Consider the following 18,901-nt stretch of genomic DNA (forward strand, 5'->3'; position numbering starts at 1 on the left):
GGAGCGGCGTGGCTCTCAGGTACGAAGAAGCGGATCAGCCGGCGGGGGTGGCAACTACTACGATATCGGCGCGCACCGCGTTATCTACTGCTGGCTGCCGATCGACTGGCCAGCGCAGTTGTAGACCCTTATCGGATCAGCAGCGCCGTGCCCCAAAGCCCAAGTGCGAACACGGTGTGCGACACCAGATTCAGCGCCCGGATCAGCATCGGGTTGGGCCGCTTCGAGGCCGCCCAACCGGCGCCCATGCCGGGTGCCAGCAGGAACCAGCCGGCGCCGACGGTGACGATGCGGAGGATGAAGGCCGGCAGGAATGTCGGCGCGGCAAGCCAGCCCGCTCCGGCCAGCACCACCAGGATGATGCCGTAGACGATGCCGACAAAATAGTGAAAGGCCCAACCCAGCGCCTTTTCATGCACGTACGGTGCGGCACCGCCGATATCGTCGTGGAAGACCTTGTCACGGAGATGCCAGACCCAGCGACCGACCGGCCCCCAGTTCGGCCGTGGCTGGCCGAACGCCTTGTGCAGGAAGATGGCCCAGAGATCCATCAGGACGGTGGCGCCGATGCCGATCGCGATAGCGCGCCAGAACATGTCAAACATCGCTAGAATCCCCCCAAACGCAAGCCCTGGGCTACAAGCGCGATCGTCGTTCCACACCCGACGCCGCGCTGAACTTCAGAGCTGTCCCAGAATATGAGCCGCGCCGGACTCGTCGACACCAGGCTTGGTCTCGACATTGAGCGCGGTGACCTTGCCGTCGTCGACGATCATCGAAAACCGCTTCGAACGCAGCCCCATGCCGCTGGCGGAAAGGTCATTGTCGAGGCCTACCGCCTTGGCGAAATCGCCACTGCCGTCGGCGAGGAACATGATCTTGCCCTCACCGCCGGTGAAGTGCGCCCAGGCGCCCATGACATGGACGTCGTTGACCGAAACGACGGCGATGGTGTCGACGCCGCGCGCCAGGATGGCATCGTGGTTCTCGAGATAACCCGGCAAATGGTTGTTGCTGCAGGTCGGTGTGAAGGCGCCGGGAACCCCAAACAGCACGACCTTCTTGCCCGGGAAGATCTCGGCCCCGGTGATCGGCTTGGCGCCATCGGCGGTCATCGTCTTGAAGGTCACGTCAGGCAGCTTGTCGCCAACGGAAATGGTCATGGATTCCTCGCTTGGGAAAATGGGGAAGGACGTGTCTTTGCCTAGCGAACCCGACGGCTTCCTGCAACCGTTGGGGTGGGCTGGATCAAGGGAAAGGCAGAACCCCTTCGACCGCGCCCGCCGAACTCGTCAGCGTATAGTGAAGCCCGCCATCGGTCGGCGTCGTCGAGGGGCGATCGAGGATCGGCACGGTGAAGATCAGCTTGCCGTCCTTTTCGCTGCGGGCAGGGGTGCCGAACATGTAGTCCCGCTCGCCGGCCACGAAGAAATCCGCCGCCTCCGGATCGCCGGGAAAGCTCGCCTCGACAATCAGCGTCTCGTGGTCGCCCGGCAGCACATTGATGCCGAAATCGGACCTCGCGGGCGCTGGTAGCGCCGCGAAACTCGCCTTCACCAGCGCTGCGTCCTCGGCATTGTCCGGATCGGAGGCGGGGTCGACGGTCAGCCGCGTCTGCACCGGAATGCAGATCGTTTCGCAGATGCCGAGAAAGATGTCGGCATCGATCAACGCCGGCTGGTTCGGCGCCGCCAGCGTGAATGTCACCGGCAGAGAAACCGGATAGTTGTAGCCTGCCCATTTGCCATAGCCGTCGTCATGGCGCTGCGGCGCCGGAAACGATAGAGCGGCGTCGGCGATGTTGGTGCTGGCTGAAATGTCGAGTTGCGGCGGCACGCCCGCGTCGCCCGGATCGCGCCAATATGTCTTCCAGCCGGGCTTGAGCGCTATGTCGAGAACGCCCTGGATGCGGCCGGTGTCGTCGGCTTTGCCTGAGGTCACCAGCCGGACCTTGCCGCCTTCGCTGTTGTACCACGCCGATGAGGAGGCGGCGGCGGGAAGAGCGGTTGCCGATCCGATGGCGGCGCCGAGCAGCAGGATTTTCAAGCTTCGCATGGCGGTGATTTGATCGTCCGTTCGTGGCCGCGCAATGATTTCATGGCCTTGCCGGTATCATATTTGCGTGACTTCGAGGGAGAAGAATGTTCGAGCCGCCGCCACAAGCTTTGGTCGAATCCAGCACGGCGCATCTTTTCGGCGCTTTGGAAACGCGTTACGCTCCCTTCATGGACTTGTTGCGCCACAAGAAGACGGTCGCCAGTCGCGGCTTTCTCGACGATCAGTTCCTGATTGCCATGCCCGGCATGAAGGACGACCGTTTCACGCGCTCGGTCATCTATGTCTGCGCACATTCCGATGAAGGCGCCATGGGCCTGATCATCAACCAGACGCAGCAGATGCTGTTTCCGGACTTGCTCGTGCAACTGGGCATCATGAACGAGCAGGAGGCGATCCGATTGCCGGCTCAGGCCCGCGATTTCGTCGTGCGCAATGGCGGCCCCGTGGACCGCAGCCGGGGCTTCGTCCTGCATTCGGGAGACTATCGGGTGGAATCGTCGCTGACCGTTTCCGACGACATCTGCCTGACGGCGACCGTCGACATATTGCGCGCCATATCGTCCGGCCGCGGGCCTCGTCATGCGCTGATGGCGCTCGGCTATTCCGGCTGGGGCGCCGGCCAACTGGAGACCGAGATCGCCGAAAATGGCTGGCTGACCTGTCCGGCCAATGCCGAGCTTCTGTTCGACACCGATATCGAGCGCAAATACGACCGGATCCTCGCCTCGATCGGTATCGACCTTGCGCATCTCAGCCTGGCGGCCGGGCACGCCTGATCCGCTCACGCTTGCGTCAGCGGATACTGCTCTTTTAGCGTCTTCAGCACCTGGTCGCCCGGCATCGGGGCGCCGAACATGAAGCTCTGCACATATTCGCAGCCCATCTGACGCAGTTCCAGCGCATCGCTTTCGTCCGAAATGCCCTCGGCGACGACGGACAGGCCGAGCTCATGCGCCATGTTGACCATCGATTTCAGCAGCACCGCGCGCTTGGGCGTGTTGTCGTCGACGAAGCTCTTGTCGATCTTGATGGTGTCGAAGGGGAAACGCGTCAGGTAGGCCAGTGAGGAGTAGCCGGTGCCGAAATCGTCCAGCGACAGGCCGATGCCGAGCTGCTTCAGCTTGGTCAGCACATGGGCGGTCTGCTCGGGATTGTCCATGACAAGCGATTCGGTGAGCTCCAGCCGGAAGCAGCGCGGCTTCAGATTGGCCCGCGCGATGACCGAGCGGACGTCGCTGACCAGGTCGCGGCGGATCAACTGGCGGCTGGACAAATTGACCGAGACCGACAGCGGCGCGTCGCCGATCTGTTTTTGCCAGCTGGCGAGATCTTCCGCCGCCTGCTGCATGGCAAACAGGCCGAGCTGCACGATAAGACCGCAGCTTTCGGCTACCGGGATGAAATCCGCCGGCGGGATCATGCCGCGGCGCGGGTGGTCCCAGCGCAGCAGCGCCTCGAAGCCGGCGACACTGCCGTCCTCGAGCCGCACGATCGGCTGGTAGGCAAGCGTGAATTCGCGCCGCTCGATGGCGCGGCGCAGGTCGGATTCGAACTGCAGCCTGTCGGTGCCGACAGTGCGGAAAGCCGGACGGAACGGCTCGATCCTGTCGCCGCCGAAGCGCTTGGCCTGGTGCATGGCAAGCTCGGCATCCTTGACCATGTCCTCGGCCGACATCTGCGGCGAGTTCCAGGTGATCAGCCCAATCGACGCGGTCAGCACGATCTCGCGCTTGGCGAAGGTGATCGGGTTGTTGATGGCATGCTTTATGGCATCAGCGACCGCAGCGATGCGGGCCGGGTCTTGTTCGGACAGCAGCATCAAAGCGAACTGGTCGCCGGCAAAGCGCGACAGCGAATCCTTCGGCTTGAGCAGCCGGTGCAGGCGGCGCGCGATGGTCAAGAGGATGGTGTCGCCCGCCGAGATGCCGAGCCCGTCATTGACCTGTTTGAAACGGTCGATGTCGATGACGAAGACGGTTGGCCGCACCTTTTCTTCGGTGCGCGCGATCGAGATGATCGCTTCCAGCCGGTTCATCAAAAGTTCGCGGTTTGGCAGGCCGGTCAGATTGTCGTGCACGGCGTCGTGCAGCAGCCTTTCCTCGGACTTTTTCTGCTCCGTCACGTCGACCATGGTGCCGACGCAGCGGATGACCTCGCCGTCGGATCCGATGACGGGGCGCGCACGCAGCGAGAACCAGTGATAGTGGCCGTCAGCACCGCGCAGGCGGAAGTTCTGCGACACCCGGCCGCGCCGGTGCTCGAGCACCACGTCGAGCGTCGTGCGGAACGTGTCGCGGTCGTCGGCATGCAGCACCGGCAGCCAGTTGCGGGCCGCGCCGCCAAGGCTGTTCGGTGCCAGGCCGAGCTGGATGCTGACATCGGGCTTGGTGACGACGCGGTCGCGCAGCACATCCCAATCCCACACCGTGTCGCCCGATCCGGCCACCGCCAGCGCCTGCCGCTCGAGGTCGGAGAACAGGCCCTGATGCAGCGCGCCGCCGGCAAAAGCATGCTGCATGACGGTGAAGCCGATCAGAAGGATGATCAGGATCAGCCCGCCGCCCAGGGCCGGCTGGGCAATGTCGTTGTCGAGCATGCCGGTGATCGCCATCCACGATCCGCATAGCCACAACAGCACCATGACCCAACTGGGCACCAGCATGATGGCACGGTCGTAGCCGCGTATGCCGAGGAAGATGATCAGGCCAAGCCCGGTCAGTGCGGTTGCGGCGAAGGACAGCCTGGCGATGCCGGCGGCGACCGCCGGATCGACGATCGCGACGCCGGCGATCAGCACCAGCCCGAGGATCCAGACCAGCGCGCCGTAACTGAAATGGCCGTGCCATCGGTTGAGGTTGAGATAGGCGAACAGGAACACCACGAAGGTTCCAGCCAGCGCCACCTCCGTTCCCGCCCGCCACATCTGCTCGTTGCCGGGCGAGATCTCGATGACCTTGTTGAGGAAGCCGAAATCGACACAGATATAGGCCAGTACCGCCCAGGCAAGGGCGGCGGTCGCGGGGAACATCGAGGTTCCCTTGACTACGAAAAGGATGGTGAGGAACAGCGCCAGCAAGCCTGCGATACCGATGACGATACCGCGAAACAGCGTGTAGGAATTGACCGAGTCCTTGTAGGATTCCGGATCCCAGAGGTAGACCTGCGGCAGCTTCGGCGAGGCCAGTTCGGCGATGAAGGTGATCACCGTGCCGGGGTTCAGCGTCACCCGGAAAACGTCGGCATCGGGGCTGGTCTGGCGGTCGAGCGCGAAGCCTTCGCTGGGCGTGATGGCGGCGATGCGGGTCGAGCCGAGATCCGGCCAGAAGATGCCGGAATTTACCAGGCGGAAATGCGGTGCGACGATCAGCCGGTCGAGCTGCTGGTCGGTGGTGTTGGCGAGCGCGAAAACAGCCCAGTCGCCGGTGGAACGGGCATCGTTGGCCTCGACCTCGATGCGCCGCACGATACCGTCCGGACCCGGCGCGGTCGACACCTGGAAATTCTCGCCCTGGTTCCGGTAGATCTCGACGGCGCCGGAAAGGTCGAGCGCGACGTCGTCGCGGGCGATCTTGATCGGCTCCACGGCGAAGGCCGACGATGCCGCCCACAGCGTCAGGAGTGTCGCGAGGACAAAGGCGAACAGCGACCCGTTTCGCAGGAAATTCGTCAAAAATCAGTCCTTCGTTCCAACGCCCGGCGGATCGTCCGCGATCCGGGCGTAGAGGTAGTGGTCCTGCCAGATGCCGTTGATCCTGAGATAGGATCGCAGCAGTCCTTCGCGCCGAAATCCGGCTTTTTCAAGCACGCGGATCGACCTGATATTGTCGGGAATACAGGCCGCTTCGATCCGGTGCAACCTCAGCGTATCGAAGGCGAAGCGGGCCACCACCTTGACCGCGTCGGTCATCAGGCCGCGGCCGCCGAAGCGCTCGCCGATCCAGTAGCCGACATGGCCGCTTTGCGAGACGCCATGGCGTATGTTGCCGAGCGTGATGCCGCCAGCAAGCTTGCCGCTGCTCTTCTCGAAGATGAAGAAGGCGATTGCGGTTCCTTGCGCATAATCTTCGCGGTAGCGGCTGATGCGCAGCCGCCATGCGTTGCGGTCGAGTTCATCGGGAGTCCAGCGTGGCTCCCAGGGTTCGAGGAAGGCGCGGCTTTCGCCGCGCACCACCGCCCACTCGCGGTAGTCGTTGGTGAACGGCACGCGCAGCGTGACGCGGTCGCCTTTCAGCGCCGGCAGGTCGCGGCGAAAGAAAGGGAGCGCGAACACGACGCTTCGAGGGGCTTAGACGGCGAGCTTACGGGCCGTGGTCTGCGTGCCTGCGAGCGATTCGAGGATCGCCTCGTATGGCGCCAGCGTACCCACAGGCCCGACAGCGGTAAGCGTCGGCTTGGTCGAGAACAATCGCGACGACAGGTCGGTCAGCCGCTCGATCGTCAGCGCCGACAGCCGTTCCATCAGTTCCTCCTTGGCGATCGGCCGGCCGAACAGAAGCAACTGCCGTGCGATCTGCGAAGCCCGGCTGGCCGGGCTTTCGGCTGACATGATCAGTCCGGCGCGATATTGGGCGCGCGCCCGGTCGAGTTCTTCCTGCAGGATTTTCTCGCCGGCCTTCTGCAGTTCGTCGATGATGACCGGCACCAGTTCGGCGATGTCGCTTTGGCCGGTTGCGGCATGGACGCCGAAGACGCCGGTGTCGGAAAAGCCCCAATGGAAAGCATAGACCGAATAACACAGGCCGCGCTTCTCGCGGACCTCCTGGAACAGGCGCGACGACATGCCGCCGCCGAGGATCATCGACAGCACCTGCGAGGCATAGAAGTCGCGCACATGATAGGCACGACCCTCGAACCCCAGCACGATCTGCGCGTCCATCAGGTCGCGGTCCTCGCGAAAATCGCCGCCGACATATTGCGCATATTGCGGGATGGTGCTGTCGGCCTTGCTGCGGAAGCCGCCGAGTTGCTTTTCGACCTCGCGCACGAAATTGTCATGCTTGATGTCGCCGGCGGCGACAATCACCATGCGCTCGGCGCCATATTGCCGCTCGATGAAGTCGTGGAGTTGCTTGGAGGTGAAGGATTTGACCGTTTCGGGCGTGCCGAGAATGGAGCGTCCAATCGTCTGATGGCGATAGGCGGTTTCCGTGAAGCGGTCGAAGACGATATCGTCGGGGGTGTCGTGCGCGGCGCCGATCTCCTGCAGGATCACATGCTGTTCGCGCTCGAGTTCCTGCGGGTCGAATTCGGACTCCTGCAGGATGTCGGCAAGAATGTCGACGGCCAGCGGCACGTCGTCGGAGAGCACCCTGGCATAGTAGGAAGTGGTTTCGACGCTGGTGGCGGCGTTGATCTCGCCGCCGACGTCCTCGATCTCCGAGGCGATTTCGAAGGCGCTCCGCCTTTTCGTGCCCTTGAACGCCATGTGCTCGAGCAGATGGGCCATGCCATGCTCGTCCTCACGTTCATTGCGGGCACCCGACTTGACCCAGGCACCAAGGGCAACCGATTCGATGCTTTGAAGGGTTTCGGTGGCGACTGTCAGGCCGTTCGACAGACGGCTTACCTCAACACCCATATGGCTAGTACTCCTTAACGCGCCGCCCGCGCGCGGCGGCCGACATAATCTTCCACCATTTTCAGGTCGGAGGGAAGTACCGTGTATTTTTCCTCCGATGTCATCAACCCACCTAGCCACGCGGGCAGTGCGGGCGACACGCCGCTGGCGGCTTCGACGGCGGCCGGGAATTTTGCCGGGTGCGCAGTACCCAGCACCACCATCGGCACGGCGCCTGACGCCTTGCCCGCAGCGACATGCACAGCTGCCGCGGTGTGCGGATCGAGCAGATAGTTGCTGGCCGCGAGCGTCGAGCGGATGGTGGCGGCGACCTCGTCCATATCAGCCCGGCCGGCATCGAATTCCGACCGCATCCCGGCGATTTGCTGGGGTTCGATGGTGAAAGCGCCGGACTGCTTCAGACCGTCCATGTAGCGCCGCACGGTCGCGGCGTCACGGCCGGAGGCCTCGAACAGCAGGCGTTCGAAATTGGACGACACCTGGATATCCATCGACGGCGACGTGGTCGCAAAGACGCCCTTGGTGCGGTATTCGCCGGTCGAAAAGGTGCGCGCCAGAATGTCGTTGTCATTGGTGGCGATGACCAGCCGCTCGATCGGCAGTCCCATCTTCTTGGCAGCGTAGCCGGCGAAGATATCGCCGAAATTGCCGGTCGGCACGGTGAAGGAGACCGGCCTGTCCGGTGCGCCGAGCGACAGCGCCGAGGAGAAATAATAGACGATCTGGGCCATGATGCGGGCCCAATTGATCGAATTGACGCCCGAAAGCGCAACCCGGTCGCGAAAGCCGTGATCGTTGAACATGTCCTTGAGCAGGCCCTGGCAATCGTCGAAATTGCCTTCGATCGCCAGCGCATGGACGTTTGCAGCCGTCGACGTCGTCATCTGCCGCTGCTGCACCGGCGAGACGCGGCCATGCGGGAAAAGGATGAAGATGTCGGTCCGGCTGCGACCGGCAAAGGCATCGATGGCCGCCCCGCCGGTATCGCCCGAGGTCGCCCCGACGATGGTGGCGTGCTGGTCGCGTTCGGTAAGCACATGGTCCATCAGCCGGGCCAGAAGCTGCATTGCCACGTCCTTGAAGGCGAGCGTCGGCCCGTGGAAAAGTTCCAGGATGAAGGTGTTGGGGCCGGTCTGCACCAGCGGGCAGACGGCCTCGTGGCGGAAGGTGGCATAGGCTTCGCGCACCAGCCGCTCGAAAACGGAGGCCGGGATTTCGTCGCCAAGGAACGGCGACAGCACGCGGATCGCAAGGTCGGGATAGGCAAGGCCGCGCATGGCGCGGATCTCGGCGGCGGAAAACTGTGGCCACTCGCGCGGCACGTAGAGCCCGCCGTCGCGCGCCAGCCCGGCCAGCACGGCGTCGGAAAATCCGAGAACGGGGGCTTCCCCGCGGGTACTCACATAGTGCATGTCACAATTCCGTTACTGCTTGGCTTTTCCATCCACCGCAAGGTGGTTAATTTCTGCGCTGGCTCAGTCGCATTTTTGCCGCGCGGTTGATATACGTCACCAGCTTTGCGAGAGGGAAGTGCAGTTTCATGGCGTTTCGTACATTCAGTGGTCGCTTTTTGGCGGGTCTGGCGCTCACCGGCTTTATGCTTGCCGCCGCCGGCTGCCAATCGGGCGACAATGGCATCCTGAACCTCGGCATAGGCAAGAAGGAGGACCCGACGGCGCCACCGCCGCCCCAGGATCCCAAGATACTGGCCAGCCAGTTGCAGGCCTATTGCCCCCGGGTGACGGTGCGCGACGGCACGGCCTTCTTCAACACCTATTCCAGGGAAGCTCAGAAGCCCAAGCCCAGGATCAAGAAGACCGGCGACGCCGCGCAGGATGCCGCGGCCCAGGCCGAGGCTGACGCCGCTGCTGCAACTCCGCCCGACGAATCGGCCAACATCATCTACCAGGCGTCGGTCAGCGACGTGACACGCGACTGCAGCCGTGCCAACGGCCAGCTGACGATGAAGATCGCGGTCGCCGGCAAGATTGTCCCCGGACCGAAGTTTTCTCCAGGCACGATCACTATGCCCATCCGCACGGCTGTGATGCATGGCACCGAGGTCCTCTATTCGCAACTCCACCAGTATCAGGTCCAGGTCACCGATCCTTCGGTCGCCACGCAGTTCGTCTTCACCGATTCCAATGTCGTCGTGCCCGAGCCGACGGCGCAGGATTATCAGGCCTTTGCCGGCTATGACGAAACCGCGCATCAGGCAACGGCCGACAAGCCGAAGAAGACCCGCCGCAAGAGGGCTGCCGCGACGAACTAGGTCTCGGCAGTTGCATGAGGCGTGCGTCGCGGCGCACGCTTCTCAGGCGTCCGACCACTCCGACAGCGCCGCGATCACGCTTTTCAACTCCGCCCAGCGGCGGATCACCGTTTCGGCGCCGGCCTCGGTGAGCGCGTCGGCATGGCCGGGATAGCTGTGGGCGGCTCCGGTGAAGCCGATCACCCGCATGCCCGCCGCCCTTGCGCCGTGGACGCCGTGCACGGAATCCTCGATGACGAAAGTGTTTGCCGGGTTGGCGTTGAGTTTCGCCGCCGCGAACAGGAACACGTCCGGCGCCGGTTTCGTTTTCCCGGTCGGTGTTTCCATCGCCGAAAAAATCCGGTCGGCGAAAAACGGCAAAAGATGTACCTTCTCCAGCATGAATTCGATCCGCTCGGAGCGTGAATTCGAGCAGACGCAGCGCGGCACGGTTACCGCGGCAACGGCCTCGCGCGCGCCATCGATGGCGCGGACGTCGCTGCGCAGTTTGCGGTCGACCAATTGTTCCTCCCTGTCGATCAGAGAGGCCTGGAAGGGGATGCGGGACTTTTCCTCGACCCGCAGCATGATGTCCTTGAAGGTCAGGCCGGCATAGCTCTCCGAAATCTCCTCAGCCGATATCTCGTATCCTGCCAAGGTCAAAAGCTCGGCGTCGACACGGGCGGCGATGATCTCGGAATCGACGAGCACGCCGTCGCAATCGAAGATGACAAGGTCTGGCTGGGGCATGGTGATCCGGACAATGGGAGGGCGAAGTGGCCTCGGAAGGCTCAGGCGGCGCGGCATACACTAACAGGGCCGCCTTCGCAAATTCGCCCCACCCGTGCCTTGGCCTTCACGGAATATTTACGCTGATCGGTAACCATAACCAGGAGTAAACAGTAACGCGTGCTCTGGGTGTCAGAATGTCTGCCGTGCGTCTTCTCGACGAGCTATCCCACGCCCCCCAGCAATCCGAATGGCTGGACACGATCCTCAAGGGCGACTGCGTCGCCGCGCTCGACCGGCTGCCCGAAAAATCGATCGACGTCATCTTCGCCGATCCGCCCTACAATCTGCAGCTCGACGGCGACCTGCACCGCCCCGACCAGTCGAAGGTCGACGCCGTCGATGACGAATGGGACCAGTTCGAGAGTTTCGAGGCCTATGACGCTTTCACGCGGGCCTGGCTGCTGGCGGCGCGCCGGGTGCTGAAACCCAACGGCACCATCTGGGTCATCGGCTCCTATCACAACATCTTCCGTGTCGGCGCCAAGATGCAGGATCTCGGCTTCTGGATCCTCAACGACGTCGTCTGGCGCAAGACCAACCCGATGCCGAATTTCCGTGGCCGCCGCTTCCAGAACGCGCATGAGACGATGATCTGGGCCACCCGCGACCAGAAGGGCAAGGGCTATACCTTCAACTACGAAGCCATGAAGGCGTCCAACGACGATATCCAGATGCGCTCCGACTGGCTGTTTCCGATCTGCACCGGCGGCGAGCGGCTGAAGAACGACAATGGCGACAAGCTGCACCCGACGCAGAAGCCGGAAGCGCTGCTTGCCCGCATCATGATGGCCTCGACCAAACCTGGCGACATCGTGCTCGATCCCTTTTTCGGCTCCGGCACCACGGGCGCGGTGGCCAAGCGTCTCGGCCGCCATTTCGTCGGCATCGAACGCGAGCAGGCCTATATCGACGCCGCCAACGAGCGCATCGACGCGGTGCGGCCACTGGATGGCGCCGATCTCACCGTGCTGACCGGCAAGCGCGCCGAGCCGCGCGTTGCTTTCGTCAGCCTGATCGACACCGGCCTGATGATGCCGGGTGCGACGCTCTACGACGCCAAGAAGCGCTGGGCCGCCAAGGTGCGCGCCGACGGTACTGTGGCGATCGGCGACAGCGCCGGTTCGATCCACAAGATCGGCGCCGAAGTGCAGGGGCTGGATGCCTGCAACGGCTGGACCTTCTGGCACTATGAGCGCAGCGGTGGCCTGACCCCGATCGACGAGCTGCGCCGCATCGCGCGGCTCGGCATGGAGCGGGCAGGGGCCTGAACCCCTGCCAATTGCTTCGAATGCCGTTGGTTCAAAGGCTCAACGGATCGCGCGAAGTGATTCAAATCAGGCCTTAATTCCGAGACGTTCGAGGTCTGCTTGAAGCGCCTTTGCATCGGTGAACAGCACCGATTGCCAGCCTGCCGCCTTGGCGCCATCGACATTCTTCTGGCTGTCATCGATGAACAGCGTGGCCGCCGGTTCGAGGCCGAATGCGGCGACGTGGTGATCGTAAATGCCGCGATCCGGCTTGATCATGCCGATTTCGCCCGAGATGGTGACGCCGCGCGGGCGGTTGAGGAAATCGAAGCGCTCGCGGGCTTCGGCCAGCGTGTCGCTGGCGAAGTTGGTCAGCATGGTCACGTCGTGGCCGCTCTCGATCAGACCGAGCATGATGGCGACACTGTCGTCATAGGCATGTGGAACCATCTCGTGCCAGTGGCGGCGGAACCCGCGGATGTTTTCCGCGTGATCGGGATGGTCCGCGATCAGCAGCGCCTCGGCCTCTTCCCAGGTGCGGCCGCGATCCTGCTCGATGTTCCAATCATGCGTGCAGACATTGTCGAAAAACCACTTTCTCTCTTCGGCATCCGGAATGAGGCGGCTGAACGGAATGTTGGGATCGTAGTGGATCAGCACTCTGCCGATGTCGAAAACGATGTGGCGTATTTCAGTCATGGGGCCTCTTTGCACTGTGTGGCGACGGCTTTTTCGTCGCGCCGGGTATCGCAGCCTCGATTGCCTTTTTCATGACAGTCGGCAGCGCCTCACCGGAAATCTCGTGAGCGAGCGACCAGAAATGCCCGTCTGGCGCATCACCTTTGATGTGAGCGTGAAAGACTTCGAGTTGGAGAGCGAAATGCGTGAAGACATGCGCAATGCGACCCGCATACCGCCAGTCGCCGGGAAAGGGCGCGGCCGCTTCCGTGGTCGCCCCATCGATCCGCGCGGTCCAGCCCGTCGTCGGCACCTCGGTCATGCCGCCGAGCAAACCCTTCTCCGCCCGTTTGCGCAGAAGGATGGCGCCGTCGGCCCGCACGGCGACAAAGGCCGCGCCGTGCCGCTGCGGCTTGTCGGCCTTGGGCAGGCGCACCGGGAAGTGCTCGGGATCGCCTGAAACGACCGCGCTGCAGTCTTCGCGCAGCGGGCATAGCATGCAGCGCGGCCGGCGTGGCGTGCAGATGGTGGCGCCGAGATCCATCATCGCCTGGGCGAAGTCGCCAGGCCTTGTCCCGGGCACCATGCGCTCGACATGGGCACGGATCTCGGGCTTGGCTTCGCTCAGCGGGGTTGCGATCGAAAACAGCCGGGAGATGACGCGTTCGACATTGCCGTCGACAACGGCGGCGGGACGGTCGAAGGCAATCGCCGTGATGGCCGCCGACGTATAGGCGCCGATGCCTGGCAGTTCTCTCAAAGCCGTTTCCGTGTCGGGAAACCGGCCGCCATGCGCGGCCACAAGATCGGCACACGCCTTGAGATTGCGGGCGCGGGAGTAGTAGCCGAGCCCGGCCCAGGCCTTCATCACGTCCTCCGCCGGCGCCGCGGCCAGGGCCTCAACATCGGGCCATTTCTCGACGAAAATCCGGAAATAGGCCTTCACCGCTTCGACGGTGGTCTGCTGCAGCATGACCTCGGAGAGCCAGATACGGTAGGGATCAGGCCGCACGCCGCGCGCATGCTCACGAGGCGTGATGCGCCACGGCAATTCACGGTGATGCACATCGTACCAGCCTAGCAGGCGGGACGCGATATGCCCGGATGCAGCTCTGCTGCTGTCCTCGGATGTGGCTTTGCCACTATCCCAGGATACGGTCTTGCGGGTCTGGTCTGCTGGTGCCATTGATCTGTATCGGCCTGGCCGGTATCTGCTGGGGTCTTGGCTGGAGGACGTACATGGCAGGCAGAACGCCCTACGGCAATCCCGTCCCGGTCAGCGATCTCGCGACCAGGATCCTCGATCCGGTGCTGCGCAAGCGGGCTGGCATTTCGATCGGCCTCGTCCAGTCATGGGACGAGATCGCCGGCCCGCGGCTGGCCAGCCATTCGCGCCCCGAAAAAATCCAGTGGCCGCGCCGTATGCATGAGGACGATCCGTTCGAGCCGGCCGTGCTGGTCATTGCCTGCGAAGGCATGGCGGCACTTCATCTGCAGCACGAGACGGGCGAGATCATCAACCGGGTCAACGCCTTCCTCGGCTTCACCGCCATCAATCGCATCAGGATCCTGCAGAAGCCGGTGACAACCGACAAAGGAAGGCGCAAACCGGCCCTGAGGCCGCTGACGGCGGCTGAGAAGACTAAATTGTCGGGAACTGTCGGCCTGGTCGATAATGATGAACTGCGCGCCTCGCTGGAGAAACTTGGCGCGACCATTATTGGGGAGAGAAAGTCATAGGCGTCTTGAAGAAAGTCATGGATTCGTCGTCAATATCTCGCATTCGTGATCGCCCTTGTCAGGTTTCGCGATTGGATTGGGGATCGAGATGCCTTAATTCGCGCCAACTCTCGCCTTTTCGTGTCTTTGCATTGCAAAATCCAACCCTTGTCAGGTGATTCGTATGAACCGTCCCCCGTTTGGCCAAAGCTTGTCTCGCAGAAACGTCCTGTCTTCGCTGGCCGCCATTCCGGCGGTGGCCCTGCTCGCCGCCTGCAGCGACTCTGGCGAGGAGGCGAAGGCCGCGGATGTGAAGCCTGCGGCCCCGGCCGCCCCCGCGACGCCGGCCACGCCGGCCGCCGCCACCGCGCCGGAAGCCCAGGGCACCGTGGACATGGCGGAACTGATGAAGCCGGGTGCGCTGCCCGACAAACAGCTTGGCAAGGACGACGCCAAGGTCACCATCGTCGAATACGCCTCGATGACCTGCCCGCACTGCGCGCATTTCGCCGAGACCACCTTTCCGGACCTGAAGACCAAGTACATTGACACCGGCAAGGCGCGCTACATCCTGCGCGAATTCCCGTTCGATCCGAGTGCCGAAGCCGGTTTTATGCTGGCGCGCTGCGCCAAGGACAACTACTACCCTATGGTCGACGTCCTGTTTAGGCAGCAGGCGAACTGGGCTGGCGTTCAGAACACCAAGGATGCACTGCTGCAAATCTCGAAGCTCGCCGGTTTTACACAGGAGTCCTTCGAGGCCTGCTTGACGGACCAGAAACTTCTGGACGATGTGAGATCGGTCCAGAAGCGTGGCGCCAATGAATTCAAGGTCGACTCGACACCGACCTTCTTCATCAACGGTAAGACCTACAAGGGGGCGATGTCGATTGAGGAAATGTCGGCCATCATCGACCCTCTGCTCTGACGTCCAGTCAGCCCTGAGGCGGCGGCGCTTCGGCGTGCGCGGCTTCCGGTCGTGCCGCGAATTCTCATCGCAAAACCACGGTAATCCGCTTAGTGGGCGGCGCGAATGAAGTTTTCGCGCCTTCGCCTCCTCGGTTTCAAGTCCTTCGTCGAGCCCGGCGAGTTCGTCATCGAACGCGGACTGACCGGCATTGTCGGGCCGAATGGCTGCGGCAAGTCGAACCTTGTCGAGGCGCTACGCTGGGTGATGGGCGAAAGCTCCTACAAGAACATGCGCGCGTCCGGCATGGACGACGTCATCTTTTCCGGCTCGGGCACGCGCCCGGCACGCAACACCGCCGAAGTCACGCTTTTCCTCGACAACAGTGACCGCTCGGCGCCCGCTGCGTTCAACGATGCCGACGAACTGCAGGTGTCGCGCCGCATCGAGCGCGAGGCCGGCTCGCTTTACCGTATCAACGGCAAGGAGGCGCGCGCCAAGGACGTGCAGCTTCTGTTCGCAGACCAGTCGACCGGCGCGCGTTCGCCGTCGATGGTCGGTCAGGGCCGCATCGGCGAACTGATCCAGGCCAAGCCGCAGGCACGCCGCGCGCTGCTCGAAGAGGCGGCAGGCATTTCCGGCCTGCACACCCGCCGCCACGAGGCGGAACTGCGGCTGAAGGCGGCCGAGCAGAACCTCGAACGGCTGGACGACGTCGTCGGCGAGCTGGAAAGCCAGATCGAAAGCCTGAAGCGCCAGGCGCGCCAGGCCTCCCGCTTCAAGAACCTGTCGGCCGATATCCGCAAGGCCGAAGCGACGCTCTTGCATCTGCGCTGGACACTGGCCAAGACCCAGGAAGGCGAGGCGCGTTCGGCGCTGGCGGTTGCGACAGCCCTTGTCGGCGACCGCGCCGCGGCCCAGATGGCCGCCGCCAGGGAGCAAGGTATCGGTGCTCACCGATTGCCGGATTTGCGCGACGCGGAAGCCGCCGCCGCTGCTGCCTTCCAGCGCCTGTCGATCGCCAAGTCGCAAATCGAGGAGGAAGCCGGCCGCATCCGCGCCCGTCAGAGCGAACTCGAGCGCCGGCTACAGCAGCTCGACGGCGATATCGCACGTGAAGAGCGCATGGTCCGCGACAATGCGGACATTCTCGAGCGCCTTCGCACCGAAGAGGCGGCACTCAATTCGGAAAATGCCGGCGCCGCCGAACGCGAAGCCACCACCCGTGCGGCGTTCGAACAGGCGGCGTCGACGCTTTCGCAAAGCGAAGCCAAGCTCGCCGCGCTGACCGCCGAGCGGGCCGAGGCAGCCGCCTCGCGCAACCAGATCGAACGGACGCTGCGCGACACCGCCGAGCGCCGCGACCGCTTCGCCCGTCAGCTTGCCGATGTTGACCGGGAATTGTCTGAGATACTCTCCAAGGTCGCTGGCCTGCCCGATCCGGCCGAGAAGCGGGTGCTGGTCGAACAGGCCATGGCGCTGCTGGAGGAGGCCGAGGCTGCCGTGTCCGAGGCCGAGCAGTCTGTCATCGATGCCCGCGCCACGGAAAGTTCTGCCCGGCCACCGCTTCAGGATGCCAGGGCCGAGCTGGCGCGGATCGAAACCGAAGCGCGCACGCTGGCCAAAATCCTGAATGCAGCCAGCGGCGATCTCTTCCCGGCCGTGCTGGAGCAGATCAGCGTCGATCGCGGTTTCGAAACGGCGCTGGGTGCGGCCCTTGGCGAAGACCTCGACGTGCCGCTTGACCGCAGCGCGCCGGTGCATTGGGGCGAAAGCGCGATCCAGCCCGGCGACGCGGCTCTGCCGGAAGGCGTTAAAAGCCTGGTCAGCGTGGTCCACGCGCCGGCACAGCTCGCCCGCCGCCTGGCGCAGATCGGTATCGTCGATGCCGCCGGTGACGGCCGCCGGTTGCAGTCGCTGCTTGCTCCCGGCCAGCGGCTGGTCAGCCGTGAAGGCGCGCTCTGGCGCTGGGATGGCTTTACCGCAAGCGCCGATGCGCCGACCGCGGCAGCACAACGGCTGGCGCAGAAGAACCGGCTGGCTGAGCTCGATGCCGAGGCGATACAAGCGACGCTCGTCCTGCGCCAGGCCGAGGATGCGCTGGGAGAGGCTGAACAGGCGCTCCGCCTGGCAAGCGAGGCCGAGCGCAACACGCGCCAGGCCGGTCGTGACGCTCAGCATCGGCTGGACGCTGCCCGCAATGCGCTGGCCGAGGCCGAAAGGGCCGGCGGCGAATTGCAGAGCCGGCGCGCCGCACTCGATGAGGCACGCGCCCGCATCGTCGACAGCCATGAGGAGATTTCGGCCGCCTTCGCCGAGGCGGAAATGCTGCTGCAGGACGCGCCCGATCTTGGCGATCTGCAGTTGCAGCTCGAACAGTCCTCGGCCAATGTCGCCCGCGACCGCGCCGCGCTTGCCGATGCGCGCGCGGTGCATGAGGGGCTGCGGCGCGAAGCCGAGGCGCGCGCGCGCCGGCTCGATGCCATTGGCGCCGAGCGCAGCAATTGGCTGGAGCGGGCCGAAAACGCCTCGACGCAGATCGCATCGCTCGGCGAACGCAAGGCCGAGGCCGAGGCCGAACGCGAGCGGCTGGCCGATGCTCCCGATGAAATCGACGCCAAGCGGCGTGCCTTGCTGTCGCAGCTCACCGAGGCCGAGAGCTTGCGCAAGGCGGCGGCCGACCGTCTGCAGGAAGCGGAGAACCGGCAATCCGAGCTGGACAAGGCCGCCACCGGCGCCATCCAGTTCCTGGCCGAGGCGCGCGAGACCCGCGTTCGCGCCGAGGAGCGGCTGACGGCGGCCGACGAGCGCCGGCTGGAGGTCGAGGCGCGCATACAGGAAACGCTGAACACGCCGCCGCATCTGGTCATCCGCCACACCGGTCTGGAGGCCGACAGCCCGATGCCTGAGATGGCCGAGATCGAGCGTCAACTCGACAGGCTGAAGATCGAGCGCGAACGGCTCGGCGCCGTCAATCTGCGCGCCGAGGAGGAGCAGAAGGAGCTATCCGACCGGCTGGAGGCGATCGTCTCCGAGCGCGAGGACATCATCGAGGCGATCCGCAAGCTCAGGCAGGCGATCCAGAGCCTCAACCGCGAAGGCCGCGAGCGGTTGCTGGCCGCCTTCGAGGTCGTCAACGGCCATTTCCAGCGGCTGTTCTCGCATCTGTTCGGCGGCGGCACGGCGGAATTGCAGCTGATCGAATCTGACGATCCGCTCGAGGCTGGCCTCGAAATTCTTGCCCGCCCGCCCGGCAAGAAGCCGCAGACCATGACGCTGCTGTCCGGCGGCGAGCAGGCGTTGACGGCGATGTCGCTGATCTTCGCGGTGTTCCTGACCAACCCGGCGCCGATCTGCGTGCTCGACGAAGTCGACGCGCCGCTCGACGACCACAATGTCGAACGCTTCTGCAATCTCATGGACGAGATGGCGGCCACCACCGAGACGCGTTTCGTCATCATCACCCACAATCCCATCACCATGGCGCGCATGAACCGGCTGTTCGGCGTGACCATGGCCGAGCAGGGCGTCAGCCAACTGGTGTCGGTGGACCTGCAGGCGGCCGAGGCGATGCGCGAGGCAAGCTGACCCAGGTCGCGCTGCCTGCGAAGGGGCCGCTCCGGAGCAATTCAGGAAAAGTGTGCAAGCGGTTTTCGCCCGGCAGAAAATGT

16 protein-coding genes are annotated in these 18,901 nt (G+C 64.0%); 6 read left to right on the forward strand and 10 right to left on the reverse strand.

What is annotated here, in order from left to right; all coding sequences use genetic code 11:
• Positions 1-128: 128 nt before the first annotated feature.
• The 3 genes from EOB80_RS06665 to EOB80_RS06675 form a co-directional block, all read right to left on the reverse strand.
• Positions 129-605 (reverse strand): DUF2938 domain-containing protein, encoded by a 477-nt coding sequence (locus EOB80_RS06665; protein ID WP_127327098.1) that lies wholly within the window; start codon positions 603-605, stop codon positions 129-131.
• Positions 606-680: 75 nt separating this feature from the next.
• Entirely contained in the window at positions 681-1,163 is a 483-nt protein-coding gene (locus tag EOB80_RS06670; RefSeq protein ID WP_127327099.1) for a peroxiredoxin, read from the reverse strand.
• Positions 1,164-1,248: 85 nt separating this feature from the next.
• A complete protein-coding gene (locus EOB80_RS06675) occupies positions 1,249-2,055 on the reverse strand; it encodes a protein-disulfide reductase DsbD domain-containing protein (protein WP_127327100.1) in 807 nt (268 codons plus the stop codon).
• A gap of 170 nt (positions 2,056-2,225) precedes the next feature.
• Between EOB80_RS06675 and EOB80_RS06680 the strand changes: the two genes are divergently transcribed.
• The gene (locus tag EOB80_RS06680) at positions 2,226-2,834 is read left to right on the forward strand and encodes a YqgE/AlgH family protein (RefSeq protein WP_023808594.1); all 609 of its coding nucleotides are present in this window, start codon (positions 2,226-2,228) and stop codon (positions 2,832-2,834) included.
• Positions 2,835-2,839: 5 nt separating this feature from the next.
• Here EOB80_RS06680 and EOB80_RS06685 read toward each other — a convergent pair whose 3' ends face one another.
• The 4 genes from EOB80_RS06685 to thrC are packed head-to-tail and all read right to left on the reverse strand — an operon-like array spanning position 2,840 to position 9,048.
• The gene (locus tag EOB80_RS06685) at positions 2,840-5,728 is read right to left on the reverse strand and encodes an EAL domain-containing protein (RefSeq protein ID WP_127270311.1); all 2,889 of its coding nucleotides are present in this window, start codon (positions 5,726-5,728) and stop codon (positions 2,840-2,842) included.
• A gap of 3 nt (positions 5,729-5,731) precedes the next feature.
• On the reverse strand, positions 5,732-6,328 hold the full coding sequence (locus EOB80_RS06690) for a GNAT family protein (protein ID WP_127268573.1): 597 nt from the start codon (positions 6,326-6,328) through the stop codon (positions 5,732-5,734).
• Positions 6,329-6,343: 15 nt separating this feature from the next.
• The gene (locus EOB80_RS06695) at positions 6,344-7,636 is read right to left on the reverse strand and encodes a pitrilysin family protein (RefSeq protein ID WP_127320877.1); all 1,293 of its coding nucleotides are present in this window, start codon (positions 7,634-7,636) and stop codon (positions 6,344-6,346) included.
• A gap of 14 nt (positions 7,637-7,650) precedes the next feature.
• Complete coding sequence (thrC, locus tag EOB80_RS06700) at positions 7,651-9,048, reverse strand: threonine synthase (protein ID WP_127327101.1); 1,398 nt, start codon at positions 9,046-9,048, stop codon at positions 7,651-7,653.
• 128 nt (positions 9,049-9,176) lie between these two features.
• Here thrC and EOB80_RS06705 point away from each other — a divergent pair, with 128 nt between their 5' ends.
• Positions 9,177-9,908: a hypothetical protein gene (locus tag EOB80_RS06705; RefSeq protein WP_127270306.1), complete on the forward strand. Its 732-nt coding sequence runs from the start codon at positions 9,177-9,179 to the stop codon at positions 9,906-9,908.
• Positions 9,909-9,950: 42 nt separating this feature from the next.
• On the opposite strand, the gene EOB80_RS06710 is transcribed toward EOB80_RS06705, so the two are convergent.
• The gene (locus tag EOB80_RS06710) at positions 9,951-10,637 is read right to left on the reverse strand and encodes an HAD family hydrolase (RefSeq protein WP_127327102.1); all 687 of its coding nucleotides are present in this window, start codon (positions 10,635-10,637) and stop codon (positions 9,951-9,953) included.
• Between the two features lie 176 nt (positions 10,638-10,813).
• Here EOB80_RS06710 and EOB80_RS06715 point away from each other — a divergent pair, with 176 nt between their 5' ends.
• The gene (locus EOB80_RS06715) at positions 10,814-11,947 is read left to right on the forward strand and encodes a site-specific DNA-methyltransferase (RefSeq protein WP_127268824.1); all 1,134 of its coding nucleotides are present in this window, start codon (positions 10,814-10,816) and stop codon (positions 11,945-11,947) included.
• A gap of 66 nt (positions 11,948-12,013) precedes the next feature.
• Here the strand turns inward: EOB80_RS06715 and EOB80_RS06720 are convergent, their stop codons facing one another.
• Together EOB80_RS06720 and mutY are read right to left on the reverse strand one after the other, a co-directional pair.
• Entirely contained in the window at positions 12,014-12,625 is a 612-nt protein-coding gene (locus EOB80_RS06720; RefSeq protein WP_127319723.1) for an HAD family phosphatase, read from the reverse strand.
• A complete protein-coding gene (gene mutY / locus EOB80_RS06725; RefSeq protein WP_127327103.1) occupies positions 12,618-13,790 on the reverse strand; it encodes an A/G-specific adenine glycosylase in 1,173 nt (390 codons plus the stop codon). Before mutY ends, EOB80_RS06720 begins: the two co-directional genes overlap by 8 nt.
• A 53-nt stretch (positions 13,791-13,843) precedes the next feature.
• Here mutY and EOB80_RS06730 point away from each other — a divergent pair, with 53 nt between their 5' ends.
• From EOB80_RS06730 to smc, 3 genes are all read left to right on the forward strand, one after another.
• The gene (locus EOB80_RS06730) at positions 13,844-14,344 is read left to right on the forward strand and encodes a DUF721 domain-containing protein (RefSeq protein WP_127268827.1); all 501 of its coding nucleotides are present in this window, start codon (positions 13,844-13,846) and stop codon (positions 14,342-14,344) included.
• 163 nt (positions 14,345-14,507) lie between these two features.
• Entirely contained in the window at positions 14,508-15,251 is a 744-nt protein-coding gene (locus EOB80_RS06735) for a DsbA family protein (RefSeq protein WP_127268828.1), read from the forward strand.
• Between the two features lie 105 nt (positions 15,252-15,356).
• The gene (gene smc, locus EOB80_RS06740) at positions 15,357-18,818 is read left to right on the forward strand and encodes a chromosome segregation protein SMC (RefSeq protein ID WP_127327104.1); all 3,462 of its coding nucleotides are present in this window, start codon (positions 15,357-15,359) and stop codon (positions 18,816-18,818) included.
• The last annotated feature ends 83 nt before the right edge of the window (positions 18,819-18,901 follow it).

Source organism: Mesorhizobium sp. M7A.F.Ca.MR.245.00.0.0 (assembly GCF_003997415.1).
GTDB lineage: Bacteria > Pseudomonadota > Alphaproteobacteria > Rhizobiales > Rhizobiaceae > Mesorhizobium.